Below are 17,077 nucleotides of genomic sequence, written 5' to 3'. Positions count from 1 at the left end.
GCACGGATGCTCAGCGCCTTCTCGTCAGCCGGTGGGTGATCGCCTGCCGGTCGACCTTTCCCGTCCCGGTGCGCGGCAGCGCGTCGTCCGTGATGTGCACCTTCGCCGGGATGGCGGCCCTGGCCAGCCGCTTCGCGCAGTGCTCGCGCAGCTGCAGACTGCCCAGACCGCTGCCCGGCACCCGGCGTACGACCGCGCACAGGGACTTCCCGGCGTCCGGGTCCGCGAGGGCGACCACGGCCGCCTCGGCCACCGCCTCGTGCTCGAGCAGGGTCTGCTCGACGTCCTGCAGGTTGATCCGTACGCCACGGACCTTGACCTGGTGGTCGGTGCGCCCGACCAGGGTCAGCACCCCGCTGTCGTCCCGCCGCACCACGTCGCCCGTGTGATACCAGCTGCGGGAGCTTCCGGGCTGGGCGGCGAACGCCTCGGCCGCCTCAGGGGCGTTGAGGTATCCCCTGCTCTGGAAGGGGGTGGAGACCACGAGTTCGCCTTCGCCCGCCCCGGTCAGCACCGTCTTGTCGGAGGCCAGGACGAGATAGCGGACGCCGGACACCGGAGTGCCGATGGGCAGCGGTGCGCCCTCGGCCGCCCCCTGGCGCGGGCTCGCGACGGAGTCCGGGTGGAATTCGTACAGGAAGCTGTCATTGGTCTCGGTGCAGCCGTAGAGGTTGTAGAACGTGGCGTCGGGGAACAGCTCCGGCAGCGCGGCCAGCACCGCCGAGCCCGGGGCCTCACCGGTGTTGATGACCTTCTTCACGCCGGGGAAGCGGTGCGCCTTAGGGTCCCCGGGGTCGGCCAGCAGCCGGTAGAGCATCGGCACCGCCTGGACGACGTCGGGCCGGGTGGTACTGAGCAGGTCCCGCAGATGGGCCGGATTGGCAGCCTGGTCCTGGTCGACCAGCACGACCCGGCCGCCCGCGCGCAGGGTCGTCCAGATGTCCAGCAGACAGAGGTCGAAGTTGAGCGGCGCGTAGTTGAACACGCTGCTGCCCTCGCGGATGCCGAACCGGCCCGCGGCCCACCCGGTGAACCGGATCAGCGCCTCCGGCGGGAGCGGCACGATCTTGGGGGTGCCGGTCGATCCTGACGTGGTGAGCATCAGGGCGGCGCCCTGGTGGTCGACCGGGGACGCGCCGGGCACCAAAGTGCTCTGCACCTCGGCACCGGGCTCGGGCCGCACGGTCAGGACATGGCGGCAACCCGCCTGCGCCACCAGCTTGTTGAGGGTGATCCGGCCCAGCTCCGCCGAGGGGAGCAGCAGCGGCCGGTGCTCCATCAGCGCGGCCGTGATCAGCGCGACCGCGGCCGGGGACTTCTTGGCGATCAGGGCCAGCGGCTCCCCCTGGGCGCCGTCCAGACCGCGGATCAGCGCGCGGTACCGCTCCACCTGCTCGCCGAGCGCGCCGTAGCTGACCTCCGCGCCACGCCAGACCAGCGCGGGCCTGCGGGGTGTGCGCCGGGCGTGCCGGGTGACCGCGTTCATCAGTGAGTTCATGTCGCTGTCACCCCGTCCTGCCCGGAACCCGCGCCAGGCCCCTGCCGTCCGCCAAGTTTGGGTGACCGTGACGACGGGGGCTTGTGCGTCGCTCGGTTACGTATCGCGCCAGGACGGATCTCGTGCTTCGAGCGCTGCTCCATGGGAGGCCTAGGGAGGGGGGCCAGGGTGGGCCGCCCACGCCGAAGCGCGCCGATGACGGCGCGCGAGTGAACGACGAGGAGGGCTCGTGTCCGAGCAGACGATTCCGGACGTGCGGAAGTCGGTGACCGTGGCGGCCACCCCGGCTGAGGCCTTCAAGGTCTTCACCGAGCGGCCCGAGGACTGGTGGCCGCCCACACATGTGCTGGTCAAGAAGGAGCGGGCCGGGCTCGCCTTCGAGCCCGAGGTGGGCGGGCGCTACTACGAGTGGGACGTGGAGGGCACCGAGATCTCCTGGGGCACCGTCCTGGAGTGGGAGCCGGGCCGTCGGGTCGCCATGACCTGGCGGATCGACGGCCGTTGGCAGTCCATTCCGGACGACGAGCGGGCCAGCGAGATCGAGGTCGACTTCGAGGCCGTCGACGAGCGGCACACCAAGGTGACGCTCGCGCACGTCAAGCTGCACAAGCACGGAGAAGGTGCCGAGGGGATCTTCAAGGCGCTGGACGGGCCGAGCCCGGGGGAGACGCTGGAGCGCCTCGCCCGGCTGTTCTGAGTCCGCCGGACAGGCCCTAGGTCCAGCCGTGGTGCAGCCGGGTTCGAGCCACCGGCCGCACGCTGTGCGCCGAGTGCCCGGGAAGGCCGGACAACACAGGAGGTCACGAGGATGCCTGCCGACACTGAACTGGACGCCGCTCTTGCCCCGGCCGCGGAGAAGGTACGTCTCCTCGCGGCCCAGCACGCGGCGGAGGCGGACCGCACCGGCAAGCTCGCCCCCGCCGTCGTCGAGGCGATACGCGAGGCGGGCTTCGCCCGGCACCTGGTGTCCGCCCGATGGGGCGGCGTGGAGGGTTCGTTCCAGGAGCTGACCCGCTCGGTCATGACCGTCGCCGAGAGCTGCCCGGCCACCGCCTGGTGCGCCTCGCTGTCCGCCTACTCGGCGCGGTTCGCCGCGTATCTGCCCGAGGCGGCGCACGAGGCGCTCTGGGGCGCCAGCCCGGACACGGTGGTGGCCACGGGTCTTGTGCCCTCGGGCCAGGCCGAGGAGACCGCCGACGGCTGGCGGCTCAGCGGCAGCTGGAACTACGTCAGCGGTATCGACTTCGCCGACTGGGTGCTGCTCTGCGCCCGGCTGGCCGGTGGCGGCGACGGACCGCCCCGGATGCGCTTCTTCGCCCTGCCCCGTGGCACGTTCACCATCCAGGAGACGTGGGACAACGTGGGCATGCGGGCCACGGGGAGCCACACCGTCGTGGTCGACGACGTACGCGTGCCGGGACATCTCTCCGTCGACCGGGTGGACATCATGTCCGGCCGGAACGCCACCTCCGGCCTGCCCGCCCACAACGTCCCCTTCCAGGCGGTCGGAAGTCTGACGTTCATCGCCCCCGTCGTAGGTGCGGCCATGGGCGCCCTGAAGGAGTACGCCGCCGCAGCGGCGGCCCGCAGGCGCACACCCGGCATCGAGATCAAGCTGGTGCGCGCGTCGGGCCGGATCGACGCGGCCCGCCACCTCGTCGAGCAGAACGCGCAGACCATCGACGAGCGGCGGTTCACCCCGGAGCTCATGGCGCGCAACGAGCGGAACTCCACGTTCGCCACCGAGATGGTGCAGGAGGCCATCACGCTGCTGATCCGCGGGGCGGGCACCGGCGGGCTCAGCGAGGCGCAGCCGCTGCAGCGGCTGTGGCGCGACATCACATCGGCGTCGAGCCATGTGGCCCTGCAGTACGACACCGCTGCCCGCAAGAACTACGCGGCGGCACTGCTCGGTCCGGAGCAGTAGGAAACACACCAAGGAGCGTCAGATACCCGCGGGTCAATCGGCCCGCGGGTATCTGACGCTCCCGTGTGCGGGTGCGCCGTACAGATCAAGCGGCCTGCCGGGCGCGCTGGAAGGCCTTCAGGTCGAAGTCGGGGCGTGCCACCTCGGCCGGGTTCGGCCCCGGGAGCTGGGACGCCAGCAGCCGCCGGGTCATGACATGGTCGGCGGGGCGGTTCACGGACTCCACTCCCGCCAGCCGGCCGCCTTGGAAGCAGAAGACGGAGAACCGGTTCTGCGCGGGGTCCCCCGTGGTCACCGTGTGGTCGTGGTCCTGGGTGATGCCCGCGATCTGCAGGCGCAGCCCGTACTGCTCCGACCAGAACCACGGCACCGCCTCGTACGGCCGTGCGTCACCGCACAGGGCGGCGGCCACACAGCGAGCCTGCTCGGAGGCGTTCTGGACGGATTCGAGCCGCAGCGGCCTGGTCGCGTGCGGGCTGGGGAAGCGGGCACAGTCGCCGATCGCGTACACCGTCGGATCGCTGGTCCGCAGCCGGCGGTCGACCAGCACGCCGTCTCCGACCGCGAGACCCGCGTCGGCGGCGAGCGAGCTGTTGGGCAGCACGCCGACACCGACGATCACGAGATCGGCCAGGACCCGCTCGCCGTGTTCGAGGTCGGCGGTCCTGACGTTGCCGTCGGTGTCGCCGTGCAGCGCGGTGACCGTGCGGTCGAGGAGGACACGTACGCCCTGACGGCGGTGCTCGGCGGCCAGGTGCTGGGACATGGCATGGCTCACGGACCTCGCCATCAGCCGGCTGCCGGCCTCGATCACCGTGACCTCGATCCCCAAGGCCCGTGCGGTGGCCGCGAGTTCCAGGCCGATGAAGCCGCCGCCGACCACCGCGAGGTGTTTGGTCCGCGGGAGCCGGCTCCGTACCGCCTCCGCGTCGGCCAGGTCGCGCAGCGGCAGTACGCCGTCGAGACCGGCCCCCGGCACCGGCAGCCGACGCGGGCGTGCTCCGGTGGCCAGGACCAGGCGCCCGTAGCCCACCTCGCGGCCGGAGGCGAGCAGCACGCGGTGGTGGGCGCAGTCGAGTTCCACCGCGCGGTCGCCGAGTACCAGATCGATGCGCTGATCCTCGTAGAAGGACCGGGGGCGCAGGGTGACGTCCGCTGCCGCGGTGGCACCGGTGAGATAGCTCTTGGACAGCGGCGGCCGCTGGTACGGCAGGGCGTCCTCGGCCCCGACCAGCGTGACCGGTCCGGTGTACCCCGCGCTGCGCAGCGCGGCGGCGGTGTCCGAACCGGCCTGGCCCGCACCGACGATGACGACGGAGGACGCGGGGTGTGATGCCCCGTGGGTCTCGGATGCCTCGGATACCTCGGTTGCTGCGGGGTCCTGGATGGTCATGGCGGCGGCTCCGTCAGTCGAGCACCTGAGCGATGCGGTCGAGTTGTGCGATGTCAGGTGACCAGCACATGAAGACCAGTTCGCTGGCGCCGATCTGCCGACAGGTCTCCAGCGCGTCGCGCAGCTGGTCCTCGGAGGTGAGCATGGAGTCGGTCACCACGGCGCTTGAGACAGGTGCGTCCAAGGCGTCGAGGAAGGAGTAGTACGAGCTGATCAGGGACTTCGCCTCGGCGATCACACTGCTGGGGCCGATGGCGACGTTGGCCTGGGCGATCAGCTGCGGTGCCCCCTCGCGCCCGGCTGCCTGCCAGGCCTTCTCGACGCCGCGGAAGATACCGCCGGAGGGGTCGGGCACCATGGCGCAGATGTAGCCGGCGCCCCAGCGGGCCACCCGCTGGACTGCGGCCGCGCTGAACCCGCCGAAGAGCAGTTCGGGGCCGTCGTCCGAGGCCGGGCGCGGTCCTATGGTCCCGATGTCCTGCGCCGTGTCCGCGCCGTCCGTGCCGTCTGCGTCCGGCTTGCCCCCCGGCCAGACCTGGAGCAGCCGCCGTATCCGGTCGTCGAGGAGCCGGCCGCGGTCGGACATGCGCAGCCCGGCCGCCTGGTAGTCGTCCGCACGGTCGCCGAGGCCCACGCCGAGCGAGAAGCGCCCGCCGGAGAGCCGGTCGAGCGTGGCCACCTGCTTGGCCAGCACGACCGGGTCCCGCAGCGCGGCCAGCAGCACCTGGGTCCGCAGCCGCACCCGCGAGGTGGCGCCGGCGACCGCGGCCAGGGTGATCAGTGGGTCAGGGCTGGCGTACACCAGCCGGTCCGAGACCGCCACAGTGTCGAACGGCCCGCTGTCGATGTGCCGCGCCCAGGTGAGCGCCGCGTCGGGCGCGGTGACCGGCAGGCTGATCCCAATCTTCATCGCTTCTCCCAGCTTCGGTTCCGGAGGGGGGACGGGCGCGGTCCAGTCTGCGGACTCCGGGCCGAGGTCGGCTGGACATCGGGTGGAGCTGCACGTGATACCCGGCGTCGTACGGCCGCGGGGTGCGGCTCAGCCGGGCGGCCGCGCACCGGCCGGCTCCGCGGCCTCGGCCGTCGCGAGGTCTGCGACCGGCTGGGACGGCGCTTTGGCCACCGGGGCGCCCTGCTCCGCCTCGCGAGCCCGGCCGGGGACCAGGAACGCCGCCAGCAGGCCCGCCAGCAGGAATCCGCTGGAGAAGAGGAAGGCCAGGCTGTATCCGGGTGCCAGGGCCTCGGGGAACGGCACACCCTGCGCGGCCTCGGACTTCGTACGGGCCGTGGCGATGGCCACCAGGACCACCAGGCCCAGCGCGCCGCCCAGTTGCCGGGTGGTGTTGAGCAGACCGGAGCCGAGTCCCGCGTGATGGCCGGGAAGCCCGCTGGTCGCGGCGCTGGTCGATGCCGTCAGGATCAGGCCCTCACCGACACCGATCAGCAGCAGCGGGCCGAACAGGCCCGAAACGTAAGCGGCCGCGATGTCCGCCCGGGACAGCCAGAACATGCCGGCCGCGGCCAGCAGCAGCCCCGCCACCAGCACCGGCCTGGCGCCCAGCCGCGCCACTGGACCCGCGACGCCGCGGGCGGCCGCGAAGATCCCCAGCGCCAGGGGGAGATAGGCGGCGCCGGTCTCCAACGGGCTGTACCCCAGCACCTGCTGGAAGAACAGCGTGATGAAATAGAACATCGTGCCCAGCGCGCCCCAGGCGAGTACGGCCACCAGGTTGGCACCGGACACCGCGCGGTTGCGGAAGAGCGACAGCGGTACCAGCGGCTGCCGGGCCAGCCGGGCCTGGTCGTACAGGAACAGCGCGAGCAGCAGTGCGGCCGCGCTCAGCCCGACGACGACCCGCGACGATCCCCAGCCGTAGTCCTCGCTCTCGTTGATGCCGTAGACGAGGGCCACGATGCCGAGGGCCAGCGCCAGCGCACCCAGTACGTCAAGCCGCTGTCCGGACCGGGTCCGGGGCCGCTCGGGGATGGCGCGCGACACCAGGGTGAGCAGCAGGACGCCGAGCGCCGCGTTGGCCAGCAGCGTGCCGCGCCAGGACACCCACTGAGTGATCATGCCGCCGAAGAGCACTCCGGCGGCGCCGCCGCCTCCGCCCACCGCGCTCCACAGCCCGAACGCCCGGGTCCGTCCGACCCCGTGCGAGAAGGTCGTGCCCAGCACCGCGAGCGTCACCGGGACCAGAATCGCCGCACCGGCACCCTGCAGCCCGCGCGCCGTCACCATCGCGCCCGGTGACTGGGCCAGCCCGCCAGCCAGGCTGGCCAGTGTGAACAGCGCGGCTCCGGCGAGGAAGACCCGGCGCTGACCGTAGAGGTCGGCCAGCCGTCCGCCCAGCAGGAGCAGGCCGCACAAGGCGATCACATAGGCGTTGAACAGCCAGTGCAGACCGTCGAAGTCGAAGCCCAGGGACTCTGCGATCACTGGTACGGCGATGTTCACCGAGGCGACGTCGAGGACGAACATGAACTGGCCGAGGCAGCACACCGCCAGGATGAGTCCGCCGCGCGCCCCGGCCGTGGCCGGCGCACTCACCGGGAACCGTCCTCGTCCGTCAGCTTCAGGACGACGTTTCCGGAGTACTTGCGCTCCAGCAGGTTGATCAGGGCCTCGGGTGCCTTGGCGACCCCGCCCTCGACGACCGTGTGCGGGAAGACGAAGCGGTCCTCGCCGAGCCAGCGGGCGAACTGCTCGTTCCAGTCCTCGATCTGGTCGGGGGTGTGGAAGCAGGCGAAGGGCCGCAGGGTGAGTTGCTTGCTGATGGCGGCCAGCAGGTCGAGCCGCGGACGGCCGCCGTCGGTGCCGCCGACCTGCCCCGACAGCGCGCCGCACAGGGCGAACCTGGCGCCGGGGGAGGCCACTTGCACCGCGGCCTCGAACTGCTCGCCGCCGACGTTGTCGAAGAACACCGAGATGCCGTCGGGCGCCAGTTCGCGCAGCAGATCAAGCGCAGGACCGTCGTGGTGGTCGAAGACCGCGTCGAAGCCGAGGGTGTCGACGAGGTACTGGGCCTTCTCCTTGCTGCCCGCCGAGCCGATGACCCGCTTGGCCCCGCGGCACCTGGCGATCTGCCCGGCGATGGAGCCGACCCCGCTGGAGGCCCCCGACACGAACACCACGTCACCCTCGCCGACTTGGGCCATGCCCACCATGCCGAGCCAGGCGGTCGGGCCGTTGGACAGGAAGTACTCGGGCCCGGGGAACTGGGCGCGATCGCGCTTGCCGAAGGCCTGGGCGGGGCCCGTCACATAGGAACGCCAGCCCTGGAAGTGCTCCACCAGGTCACCGACCGCCAGCGAGCTGTCGTCGGAGTGGATCACCGTACCGACCGTGCGTCCGGTCAGGGCCTCGCCGAGCGGGAAGGGCGGCAGCGGGAGACCGGTGTCCTCGTTCATCAGCTCGCGGTACGCGGACGCCATCAGCATCCACTCGTTGCGGACCAGCACCTCACCCGCCCCCGGTGCGGCCAGCGGAGTCTCGGCGACCTCGAGGTGCTCGGAGGTCAGCGCGCCGGAGGGGCGGCTGACCAGCCGTACCTCCCGCTGCGTGGTGGGAAGGGAGTCGAGCGTCACGGGCTTCTCCTTCGCTGCGTAGACGGTCCCTGTCCTAAGAGCCTGTTTCTGAACCCCCGCCTGCGCCCCGACGCCGCACGCCGAGGGCACGCACCGAACGCCGCTGCGCCCGCGCTCCGCGCGGACGACGGGGGTNGTCACGGGCTTCTCCTTCGCTGCGTAGACGGTCCCTGTCCTAAGAGCCTGTTTCTGAACCCCCGCCTGCGCCCCGACGCCGCACGCCGAGGGCACGCACCGAACGCCGCTGCGCCCGCGCTCCGCGCGGACGACGGGGGTTCAGAAACAGGCTCTAAGCGGTCTCGACCGCTTGGCGGACCGTCGGACGCGCGGGCCGAGTGGCGCTGGAGGTGCGCTCGAGAACGGGGTGGCGGGGAGGCCGGCCGGCACTGCCCAGCGGCGCTCCACCGGTGCGCTACCGGCCGCGAGGAGCGTGTCGGACCGGCATCAAGTGGACGTCCGTCAGGAAGAGGAGCCGGTTCCATGCAGACAACAGGGCAGACGGCCGGAGCGAACGGAGCAGGCCGACGGCCCGTGCTGCGTTTCGGCCTGCAGATCGCCAGGTTCGACTACCCCGGAGTACCGCCCCACGAGATCTTCGACCGTGTCGTCGACATCGCGCGCACCGCCGAAGACGCCGGCTTTGACTCGATCTGGGCGCAGGACCACTTCTACCAGGCCCCGGTGCCGGGCCTGGGCTGGCAGGCCGACGAGCCGGTGCTGGAGTCCTACGCCATGCTCGCCGCTCTGGCGGCCCGTACCAGCAAGGTCCGTCTCGGCACCACGGTCACTGGTGTCACCTTCCGCAACCCCGCCCTGCTCGCCAAGGCCGTCACCACGCTGGACGTGATCTCCAAGGGGCGGGCGGTGCTGGGGATCGGCGCCGCCTGGCACGAGGAGGAGCACCGGGGTTACGGCTTCGACTTCCCGCCGACCGGTGAGCGCCTCAGCCGCCTGGAGGAGGCCCTGCAGGTGTGCCGGGCGATGTTCCGGGAGGAGCGGCCCAGCTTCAGCGGCGAGTACTACCGCATCAGCGAGGCAGTCAACTCGCCTCGCCCGCTGACCTCTTCGGGGCCGCCCATCCTGGTCGGCGGCGGCGGCGAGAAGCGCACGCTGCGGATGGTGGCGCGGTACGCGGACGCCTGCAACCTCTTCGGTGACCTGGAGACGGTACGGCACAAGCTGGGCGTGCTGGAGCGGCACTGCGCCGCCGAGGAGCGCGACCCGGACGAGATCACCAAGACCAAGATGGCTTGCCTGCTGATCTCCGAGTCCGACGCCGAGGCGCAGCGCCGCTACGAGGAGATGGCCGCGTCCATGGGCGACTACGCGGCGATGCTCGGCGGGATCGCCATCGCGGGCAGCCCGCAGCGGGTCGCCGACCAGGTGGGCGAGTACCTGGAGGCGGGTCTCGACGGCCTGGTCTGCTACCTGCCCGACACCCATGACCTGGACACGGTGCGGCTTGCGGGCGAAACCCTGGTGAAGAACTTCGGCGGCCTGTCCTGAAGTCGACCGCAACTGACCAGAACTGAGCAGACGACCAGAGCTGACCAGACGACCAGAGAGGCGAGCACCATGTCATCAAGCACATTCGAGGGCCAGAACGTCGTTGTCACGGGCGGCGGTACGGGTATCGGACGGGCCGCGGCCCTCGAGTTCGCACGACAGGGCGCCGCCGCGGTGATCATCACCGGACGCCGTGCGGACCGTCTCGCCGAAGTCGCGGCCGAGCACGACGCCATCGTGCCGCTGGCCGCCGACGTCACCACCGAAGACGGCGCACAGGCCGTCGTCGAGGCACTCAAGGCGCGCGGTGCCCGGCTCGACGTGCTGGTGCACAACGCCGGTATCTACCGGCAGACACCGGCGTGGGACCCGAACATGGCCTACGCGCGGGAGATGCTGGAGACCAACGTCCTCGGCCCTGTGCTGCTCACCGCCCGGCTGCTGCCGCTGATGACGTCCCCCGGTGGCAACATCGTGTTCGTCTCCAGCGTGGCCGGGCACAAGCCCGAGCCGTACGCCTCCATGTACGCCGTCAGCAAGTCCGGTGCCCACAGCCTCACCAGGACCTGGGCCAAGGAGCTGGCGGGCAAGGGCATCCGGGTGAACGCGGTGGCACCCTCCGCGGTGCGTACCGAGGTCTACGACGCCAACGGACTGAGCACGGAGCAGATCGACGGGCTCTTCAAGGGGTTCGCGGCAGCCAATCCGCTCGGCCGTACCGGCGTCGTCGAGGACGTGGCGCCGTGGATCACCCAGCTCGCCGCCCCGTCCAGCTCGTGGGTAACAGGACAGATCATCGTCATCGACGGCGGAGCCGACCTGACGGCCGCCGCGGACAGCCCGTGGTCTCCGTACCAGGGGGACAGCGACGGGACCTCGTGGGGCTCCTGAGGGGAGCGTGCCTACGGGGGTTCCCGGGCGCGGCGTTTGAGCCTGACTCCACCCGCGCTCAAGAGCTGTTCTCCAGTCTTGAGGGGCGGGGGAGCAGCTGAATCGTGCCGTAACGACGCTCGACAAGGAACAACCACCGTCGGCATGACCGCATGCCGCTCACCTAGCTGTACGGAAAGGTCTGAAATATGGCTGCCGACACCGGGATCAACTTCCCCGGGGAGAAGCCGGATTCACCCCCCACAGACGAGTCTCCCGACCCCCGCCGCTGGCTGGCTCTGATCGTCCTGCTGGTCGCCCTGTTCATGGACCTGCTGGACGTCACGATCGTCAACGTCGCCCTGCCCAGCATCCAGTCCGATCTGGGCGGCGGCTACAGCGCCATCCAGTGGGTCACCGCGGGGTACGCGCTCGCCTTCGCGCTGCTGCTGATCACCGGCGGGCGGCTGGGAGACATCTTCGGCCGTAAACGCGTCTTCATGCTCGGGGTGGCCGGTTTCACCCTGGCATCACTGTTCTGCGGAATCGCCCAGGAGCCCTGGCAGCTGTCGGTCGCGCGGGTCCTGCAGGGCGCCTTCGCCGCCATCATGGTCCCGCAGGTGCTGGCGATCATCCACGTCGTCTTTCCCGCCGAGGAACGCGGAAAGGCGTTCGGCCTGGCCGGCGCCATCGGTGGCCTCGCGGCCATCATGGGCATGGTGCTCGGTGGCGTACTCACCAGCTGGGACCTCTTCGGCCTCGGCTGGCGGACGATCTTCCTGATCAATATTCCGGTGGGTATCGGCGCACTCCTGGTGGGTGCCCAGGCGCTGCGGGAGTCCAAGGACTCGCGTGGACTCCGGCTGGACCTGACAGGCGTCGCCCTGGCGTCCGTCGCCCTGCTGCTGCTGTTCTTCCCGCTGCTCCAGGGGCGCGAGCACGGATGGCCCGCCTGGGGCTTCGTCTCGATGATCCTGGCGGTGCCGGTGTTCGCGCTGTTCATCGTGCATCAGCGCCGGATGACCAGGACCGGCGGCTTTCCGCTGGTCCCCATGACCCTCTTCGGCCAACGCGGCTTCAGCTCGGGGGTGAGTGTCCATCTGCTGTTCAACATCGGCATGGGCATCTTCTTCCTGTCCTGGACGCTCTACATGCAGATCGGCCTGGGCTGGTCGCCGCTGCGGGCCGGGCTGAGCGCGGCGCCGTTCTGTATCGGTGCCGCCCCGGGTGCCGCGGTGTCGGTCGCGGTGCTGATGCCGAAGTTCGGCCGCAAGGTCATCCAGATCGGCGTGCTGCTGATGGTGCTCGGACTGGGCTCCTACGCCTGGTCCGTGGTCCACCTCGGCAGCGACATGGGCTTCGTCCACCAGCTGCTGCCGCTGCTGGTGTTCGGTGTCGGCTTCGGCTTCGTGGCCGCTCCGCTGCCCGAGATCGCCCTGTCGGAGGTGCCGCGCCAGGACGCGGGTTCGGCGTCCGGCGTGTTCAACGCCAACCAGCAGCTCGGTGCGGCCCTGGGTGTCGCACTGACCAGCATCGTCTTCTTCGGGCTGCTCGGCGGGCATGCATCCGACAGCGCCCGCGACGCGACTCCGGAGCTGAAGCGGGATCTGGTGGCTACCGGAATGTCCACGGAACGCGCGGATGCCGCCGTCGCCTCGTTCGCGGCCTGCGCCAAGCAGAGTGCGGAGTCGAGCGGCGAGGGCCAGGGCCCGGCCGCATGCGGCCTGGACCCCGCGCTCCAGTCGCAGCCCGCGGTGGCCGAGGCGCTCGCGGATGCCGGCAAGGAGACCACCGCGAACACCTTCGCCGACACGTTCAGGGTCGCGCTGCTGTCCATCATCGGCATCCTGGTCCTGGCCTTCGCCGTGATCCCGCTGCTGCCGCAGCGGCGGGTGGCGGCGCCGGAGCAGGGTGACGACACCCCCGACACCGTCGACGAGGCGGCTATGGAGCACTGAGCGGGCCGACCCGCTGCCTGTGGCGTCGGCCCCCCGGGACACCGTCCCAGGGGGCCGGCGTCGCGCTGCGCGGATACCGCGAGCGGACCCCGCGGGCGGGCGGTGATCGCGGCACCTCATGCACCACTCGAGCTGGTCCCTGCCGCGCCCCCAGGCGTTGTTGGCACGGTTCGGCTGGAATCGCGGACCGAGTGTTCGAGGAGATACCCATGCCCAAGATCACCTATCGGGACAAGGACGGCCGGATCGAGGTCGTCGATGTGCCCGAAGGCCTGAGCGTCATGCGGGGGGCGGTCTCGCGTGGCATCAGCGGCATCGTCGCGGAGTGCGGCGGGGCCGGGATGTGCGGCACCTGTCATGTGTACGTACCGGAGGAGAACCGGGTGCCGCTGCCGCCGGTACACGAGCTCGAGGACGAGGTCCTGGACTGCACCGCCGCCCCGCGCCGCGACACCAGCCGACTCAGCTGTCAGCTCGCGGTGACCGTCGAGACGGGCGGGCTCGAGGTGCAGCTCCCCGAGCGCCAAGTGTGAACCGTTCGTGTGCGGTACTCCCGAAACCATCCGCAGACCGAGAGGGGCTGTTCGAACCATGAGAGAAGCTGCAGAACGACGGGGCCGACTGCGCAGGAAGGTGGCGCTCGGCTGCGCGATGACTCTCGCGCTCACCGGCACCGGATACGCCATGGCCGAATCGCGCGACGGCACCACGGCACAGGCCGACGCCGCCAAGGCGGACTTCGACTTCGACAAGGGCAACTCGGCCCTGGAAGTGATCTATCCGGTGGTCGGCCCCATGGTGCGGGAACACATCAACCAGATCGCCATGGACGGCACCCTGGTGCTGCGCGTCTCGGCCCTGATGGAGAGCGCGTGGTTCGACGCGACCGCGCCGTACCACGAGACCGCGGTCGGCATCCACTCGGACCTGGGCCGCCGCCCCTCGTCCGAGAACACCCGGGAGAACATCAACATCGCGATGTTCTACTCCACTTACCACGTGATGCGGAGCCTGGTGCCGACGCCGGAGGCCAAGGCACAGCTGCGCGAGATGATGCAGTCCGTGGGTCTCGACCCGGACGACGACTCGACGGACCGGACCAGCCCGGTCGGTCTGGGAAACCTCGCGGGCAAGGCCGTCGTCGAGAAGCGGAAGAACGACGGCATGAACCAGCTGGGCAACGAGGGCGGCCAGAAGTACTTCCAGCAGCCGTACGCCGACTACACCGGCTACCGGCCGGTGAACACCCCGGAGAAGATCCGCAACCCCTCGCGGTGGCAGCCGCACGTCGACACCAACGGCGGCGGGATCTTCTTCGCGCAGAAGTACGTGACGCCCCAGATGGGGCAGACCACTCCGTACTCCTACAAGGACCCCAAGGAATTCCTCGTCAAGAAGCCCCGCGCGCACCACAGGAAGAACCGCAAGGCGTACAAGAAGCAGACGGACGAGGTGCTGGCCGCGTCGGCGAACCTGAACGACGAGCGCAAGCTCAAGGCCGAGTACTTCAACGACAAGCTCATCTTCTCCGCCGGGCTGGGAATCCGGACCAAGGACGACCTCCTGGAGTTCATACAGGAGGCCGCGAGCTTCCACATCGCCGGGTTCGACGTCATGATCGCGGCTTGGTACAACAAGTCCGTGTACGACACCCAGCGGCCGTTCACGGCCGTCCGCTACCTCTACGGCGACAAGAAGCTCACCGCCTGGGGCGGCCCGGGCAAGGGCACCGTCACGGACATGCCGGCCAGCCAGTGGAAGGGCTATCTGCAGGTGCCCGACCACCCCGAGTACCCCTCGGGCTCGACGGCCTTCTGCGCGTCGCAGGCGCAGGTGGGGCGGCTCCTGGACGGTACGGACAAGACCGATATCCAGTACGAGGTCAAGAAGGGCGGCTCCTACATCGAGCCGGGTGTGACACCGGCGAAGGACACCGTGCTGCGGTGGACCGACTGGAAGGACCTCGTCGACGACTGCGCCAAGAGCCGGGTGTGGGCCGGTGTCCACTTCAAGGCGGCCACCGAGGTCTCCAAGGACTTCGGCACCCGAGTCGGTGACCACGCGTACAAGTTCGTGCGCAATCACATAGAAGGGAAGCGCGGTTCGTCCGCATTCGCTCCCTAGTTCGACTCAACCGTGCTGTGTCAGGGTGCTCCGCATGAAGCTGAGACTGCTTTCCGCCCTGACGCTGACGTTAGGGGTCCTCGCCGTTCCACAGGTGCCGGCCGTCGCCGCGGCGGCCTGCACCTGGCAGGTCTCCGATCTGCCGGCTCCTTCCGGTTACTCGCACCCCGAGGCGACGGGGCACGCGGGAACCGGAAGGGTCGTCGGTACGGTCTGGAAGACCGACCACCGCGAAGGCGTGGTGTGGACCAACGGCTCCCCGCAGGTCCTGCCGCAGCCCCGCGCCACCGGGGGCTCCAACTACCCGCGGGCCGTCAACAGTTCCGGAGTCGTCACCGGGTACTGGGCGGGCAGCGACGGGTACACCGCGGCGTGGCGCTATCAGAACGGCGCGTACCAGTTCCTGCCCGGCATCGGGACCCAGGTCTCCGTGCCCACCACGATCAACGACAACGGCGACATAGCCGGGTTCAGCCGCCACTTCCTCGGCGGAGCCAAGGTGTACGCCGTCCTGTGGCGCACCGACCGGCCCGGCGAGATCACCAACTTCGGCGAGGGCAGCGCGGCGGGCGTCGACAACTCCCGCCGGGTCATGCTGTCCACCGGCGTGCTGGTCGACGCGGACGGGTCCGAAGTGATGCGGCTGCAGGGCGACGGGCGTCCCAAGGAGTACCAGGACGGCCGGATCGTGGGCTGGAGCGGCAGCGCGAAGCCCTACACGATCGTGGAGTGGAACCTCAGCGGCCAGGTGGTACGGAAGATCCCGGGCGGGGTGCCGAGCGGGATCAACAGCGCCGGTGCCATCGTCGGCACCCATGACAACGGCAACGCCGCCGTCTGGCGCGACGGCGGCGTCGAGTATGTGACGTCCCCCGCCCCCACCGGCGACTACGTCCGGGACATCACCGAGGACAACGCCGTCGTCAGCACGTACAAGAAGGACGGCACAACCCGCAGTGGAATCTGGCGCAGCACCTGCTAGGGCGGTTTCCCCTTCCCCGCGCCCTGAAGGGGCGCGGGGAAGGGTCGATTTGCGGCTCCGCCGCGTGGGCGCGACCAGCCACCACGCGGCCGCAGACGAGCGACGGCACATCACGGAACCACCCGCGGAGCGCTCAGCGCGGCTCGTCGAAGCGGATGTCGTGGGTCTCCGCGTCCGCCGCGGCGAAGCCCAGCAGTCTGCCGCCCTCTTCGGCAAGGGCCCTCTGGTCGCCTTCGGCCAGGGGGCCGAAGGGCTCGACGGCCAGGGTCGCGGCCCGGCGTGCGCGCTCGAGCCGCCAGCGGCCGCGGACCTCGCCGTCGACCAGGATGGTGGCGGCGACCATGCCGTTGTTGCTGTTGGTGAGCTTCCGGTGGGCGTCGCTGATCACCCGGGTGCGGTCCGCGTGGGCGACGAGGAGGTTGTCGTACTCGGGCAGGAAGCGCACGGGCGCCGGAGTGTCAGGGTCTGGCCGGGGCGCATCCGGGAGGTCGAAGAGTTCGACGCCGTTCTCGTCCCGGTCGCAGTACAGCCGCGGGCGCAGCTCCTCGATGTGCTGCTTCAGCCGGGTCAGCCCCGACCACGCCTGGACGTCCTTGACCGAGGCCGGTCCGAAGGCCGCCAGATACCGCAGGATCATGTCGCGGGGTGAGCCGTCCGCGCCGACGGAACGGCCCAGCCAGGACTCCACCGTGGTCATCGGCACCGAGCCGCCCTTGCCCCAGGTGCCGCCCGGTGGCACGTACACCATGGGCACCAGGAACTGCGTCGAGTGCAGCAACGCGGACGACTTGCGGTCCGGCCACCGCTCGGCCAGCAGCTTGCGCAGCTGCACGTTGTTGGTCGGGGTCTCGCCGAGCACCCCGGACACGAACGAGGCGAGTTCGGCCAGGTCCATGCCCTCGGTGTCCCGCCGGAAGAACCCGCGCTGGGAACGGTCGAGGGCCGGCTGCACCACGGGGCGCAGCCGGATCAGATCCTCGGCCGTGACCAGGTGCAGGGTGCCGCGCATCAGCAGACAACGCACCACCGTGCGCTCGTTCATGAGCCGGGTGAGGTCGTCGATGGCGAAGTCCCGCAGCCGGGTCCACAGGCCGATATAGGGCGGGTTGGGCAACTGGGACTGCAGGCCGATCAGATGTCCGATCGCCTCGGACGCCGTCATGTCATGGCGCTGCAGCAGCAGTTGCCGGGCGAGGGTCGCGCGGTTCAGGGCACGTCGGTCGAGCATGGC

General features: G+C 70.5%; 14 protein-coding genes. 8 read left to right on the top strand and 6 right to left on the bottom strand.

Going from position 1 to position 17,077, the window contains the following annotated elements; translation table 11 throughout:
- Positions 1-10: 10 nt before the first annotated feature.
- Positions 11-1,498 (bottom strand): AMP-binding protein, encoded by a 1,488-nt coding sequence (locus tag U9R90_RS29430; protein ID WP_411059711.1) that lies wholly within the window; start codon positions 1,496-1,498, stop codon positions 11-13.
- Between the two features lie 229 nt (positions 1,499-1,727).
- On the opposite strand from U9R90_RS29430, the gene U9R90_RS29425 reads away from it, so the two are divergent.
- Together U9R90_RS29425 and U9R90_RS29420 are read left to right on the top strand one after the other, a co-directional pair.
- Positions 1,728-2,195: an SRPBCC family protein gene (locus tag U9R90_RS29425; protein ID WP_411059710.1), complete on the top strand. Its 468-nt coding sequence runs from the start codon at positions 1,728-1,730 to the stop codon at positions 2,193-2,195.
- Between the two features lie 111 nt (positions 2,196-2,306).
- The gene (locus tag U9R90_RS29420) at positions 2,307-3,425 is read left to right on the top strand and encodes an acyl-CoA dehydrogenase family protein (protein ID WP_411059709.1); all 1,119 of its coding nucleotides are present in this window, start codon (positions 2,307-2,309) and stop codon (positions 3,423-3,425) included.
- An 85-nt stretch (positions 3,426-3,510) separates the two neighbouring features.
- On the opposite strand, the gene U9R90_RS29415 is transcribed toward U9R90_RS29420, so the two are convergent.
- From U9R90_RS29415 to U9R90_RS29400, 4 genes are all read right to left on the bottom strand, one after another.
- Entirely contained in the window at positions 3,511-4,818 is a 1,308-nt protein-coding gene (locus U9R90_RS29415; protein WP_411059708.1) for an NAD(P)/FAD-dependent oxidoreductase, read from the bottom strand.
- A gap of 13 nt (positions 4,819-4,831) precedes the next feature.
- On the bottom strand, positions 4,832-5,728 hold the full coding sequence (locus U9R90_RS29410; protein ID WP_411059707.1) for an LLM class flavin-dependent oxidoreductase: 897 nt from the start codon (positions 5,726-5,728) through the stop codon (positions 4,832-4,834).
- A gap of 129 nt (positions 5,729-5,857) precedes the next feature.
- A complete protein-coding gene (locus U9R90_RS29405) occupies positions 5,858-7,369 on the bottom strand; it encodes an MFS transporter (protein WP_411059706.1) in 1,512 nt (503 codons plus the stop codon).
- Complete coding sequence (locus tag U9R90_RS29400; protein ID WP_411059705.1) at positions 7,366-8,406, bottom strand: zinc-binding dehydrogenase; 1,041 nt, start codon at positions 8,404-8,406, stop codon at positions 7,366-7,368. The genes U9R90_RS29405 and U9R90_RS29400 overlap by 4 nt, the downstream gene beginning before the upstream one ends.
- 480 nt (positions 8,407-8,886) lie before the next feature.
- Between U9R90_RS29400 and U9R90_RS29395 the strand changes: the two genes are divergently transcribed.
- The 6 genes from U9R90_RS29395 (at position 8,887) to U9R90_RS29370 (ending at position 15,846) form a co-directional block, all read left to right on the top strand.
- Positions 8,887-9,912: an LLM class F420-dependent oxidoreductase gene (locus tag U9R90_RS29395; protein ID WP_411059704.1), complete on the top strand. Its 1,026-nt coding sequence runs from the start codon at positions 8,887-8,889 to the stop codon at positions 9,910-9,912.
- Positions 9,913-9,981: 69 nt separating this feature from the next.
- Entirely contained in the window at positions 9,982-10,803 is an 822-nt protein-coding gene (locus U9R90_RS29390) for an SDR family NAD(P)-dependent oxidoreductase (RefSeq protein ID WP_411059703.1), read from the top strand.
- A gap of 188 nt (positions 10,804-10,991) precedes the next feature.
- Positions 10,992-12,740 carry an MFS transporter gene (locus tag U9R90_RS29385; protein ID WP_411059702.1) on the top strand — a complete coding sequence of 583 codons (1,749 nt, stop codon included), beginning with the start codon at positions 10,992-10,994 and terminating at the stop codon, positions 12,738-12,740.
- Positions 12,741-12,949: 209 nt separating this feature from the next.
- Positions 12,950-13,273, top strand: coding sequence for a 2Fe-2S iron-sulfur cluster-binding protein (locus tag U9R90_RS29380; RefSeq protein WP_411059701.1), 324 nt, complete (start codon positions 12,950-12,952; stop codon positions 13,271-13,273).
- A gap of 58 nt (positions 13,274-13,331) precedes the next feature.
- Positions 13,332-14,864, top strand: coding sequence for a DUF6851 domain-containing protein (locus U9R90_RS29375; protein WP_411059700.1), 1,533 nt, complete (start codon positions 13,332-13,334; stop codon positions 14,862-14,864).
- 34 nt (positions 14,865-14,898) lie between these two features.
- A complete protein-coding gene (locus tag U9R90_RS29370) occupies positions 14,899-15,846 on the top strand; it encodes a hypothetical protein (protein ID WP_411059699.1) in 948 nt (315 codons plus the stop codon).
- 133 nt (positions 15,847-15,979) lie between these two features.
- Here the strand turns inward: U9R90_RS29370 and U9R90_RS29365 are convergent, their stop codons facing one another.
- On the bottom strand, positions 15,980-17,074 hold the full coding sequence (locus U9R90_RS29365) for a winged helix DNA-binding domain-containing protein (RefSeq protein WP_411059698.1): 1,095 nt from the start codon (positions 17,072-17,074) through the stop codon (positions 15,980-15,982).
- Positions 17,075-17,077: the final 3 nt, after the last annotated feature.

Source organism: Streptomyces sp. E11-3 (assembly GCF_046540415.1).
Classification (GTDB): Bacteria; Actinomycetota; Actinomycetes; order Streptomycetales; family Streptomycetaceae; genus Streptomyces.
Note: the sequence above shows the minus strand (reverse complement) of the source record. Positions and strands in the feature narration are given on the sequence as shown.

What these genes read in the sequence shown, in the direction of transcription:
- U9R90_RS29430 (WP_411059711.1), bottom strand. Translation starts at nt 1,498, where the DNA reads ATGAACTCACTGATGAACGCGGTCACCCGGCACGCCCGGCGCACACCC.
- U9R90_RS29420 (WP_411059709.1), top strand. Translation starts at nt 2,307, where the DNA reads ATGCCTGCCGACACTGAACTGGACGCCGCTCTTGCCCCGGCCGCGGAG.
- U9R90_RS29415 (WP_411059708.1), bottom strand. Translation starts at nt 4,818, where the DNA reads ATGACCATCCAGGACCCCGCAGCAACCGAGGTATCCGAGGCATCCGAG.
- U9R90_RS29410 (WP_411059707.1), bottom strand. Translation starts at nt 5,728, where the DNA reads ATGAAGATTGGGATCAGCCTGCCGGTCACCGCGCCCGACGCGGCGCTC.
- U9R90_RS29395 (WP_411059704.1), top strand. Translation starts at nt 8,887, where the DNA reads ATGCAGACAACAGGGCAGACGGCCGGAGCGAACGGAGCAGGCCGACGG.
- U9R90_RS29390 (WP_411059703.1), top strand. Translation starts at nt 9,982, where the DNA reads ATGTCATCAAGCACATTCGAGGGCCAGAACGTCGTTGTCACGGGCGGC.
- U9R90_RS29385 (WP_411059702.1), top strand. Translation starts at nt 10,992, where the DNA reads ATGGCTGCCGACACCGGGATCAACTTCCCCGGGGAGAAGCCGGATTCA.
- U9R90_RS29380 (WP_411059701.1), top strand. Translation starts at nt 12,950, where the DNA reads ATGCCCAAGATCACCTATCGGGACAAGGACGGCCGGATCGAGGTCGTC.
- U9R90_RS29375 (WP_411059700.1), top strand. Translation starts at nt 13,332, where the DNA reads ATGAGAGAAGCTGCAGAACGACGGGGCCGACTGCGCAGGAAGGTGGCG.
- U9R90_RS29370 (WP_411059699.1), top strand. Translation starts at nt 14,899, where the DNA reads ATGAAGCTGAGACTGCTTTCCGCCCTGACGCTGACGTTAGGGGTCCTC.
- U9R90_RS29365 (WP_411059698.1), bottom strand. Translation starts at nt 17,074, where the DNA reads ATGCTCGACCGACGTGCCCTGAACCGCGCGACCCTCGCCCGGCAACTG.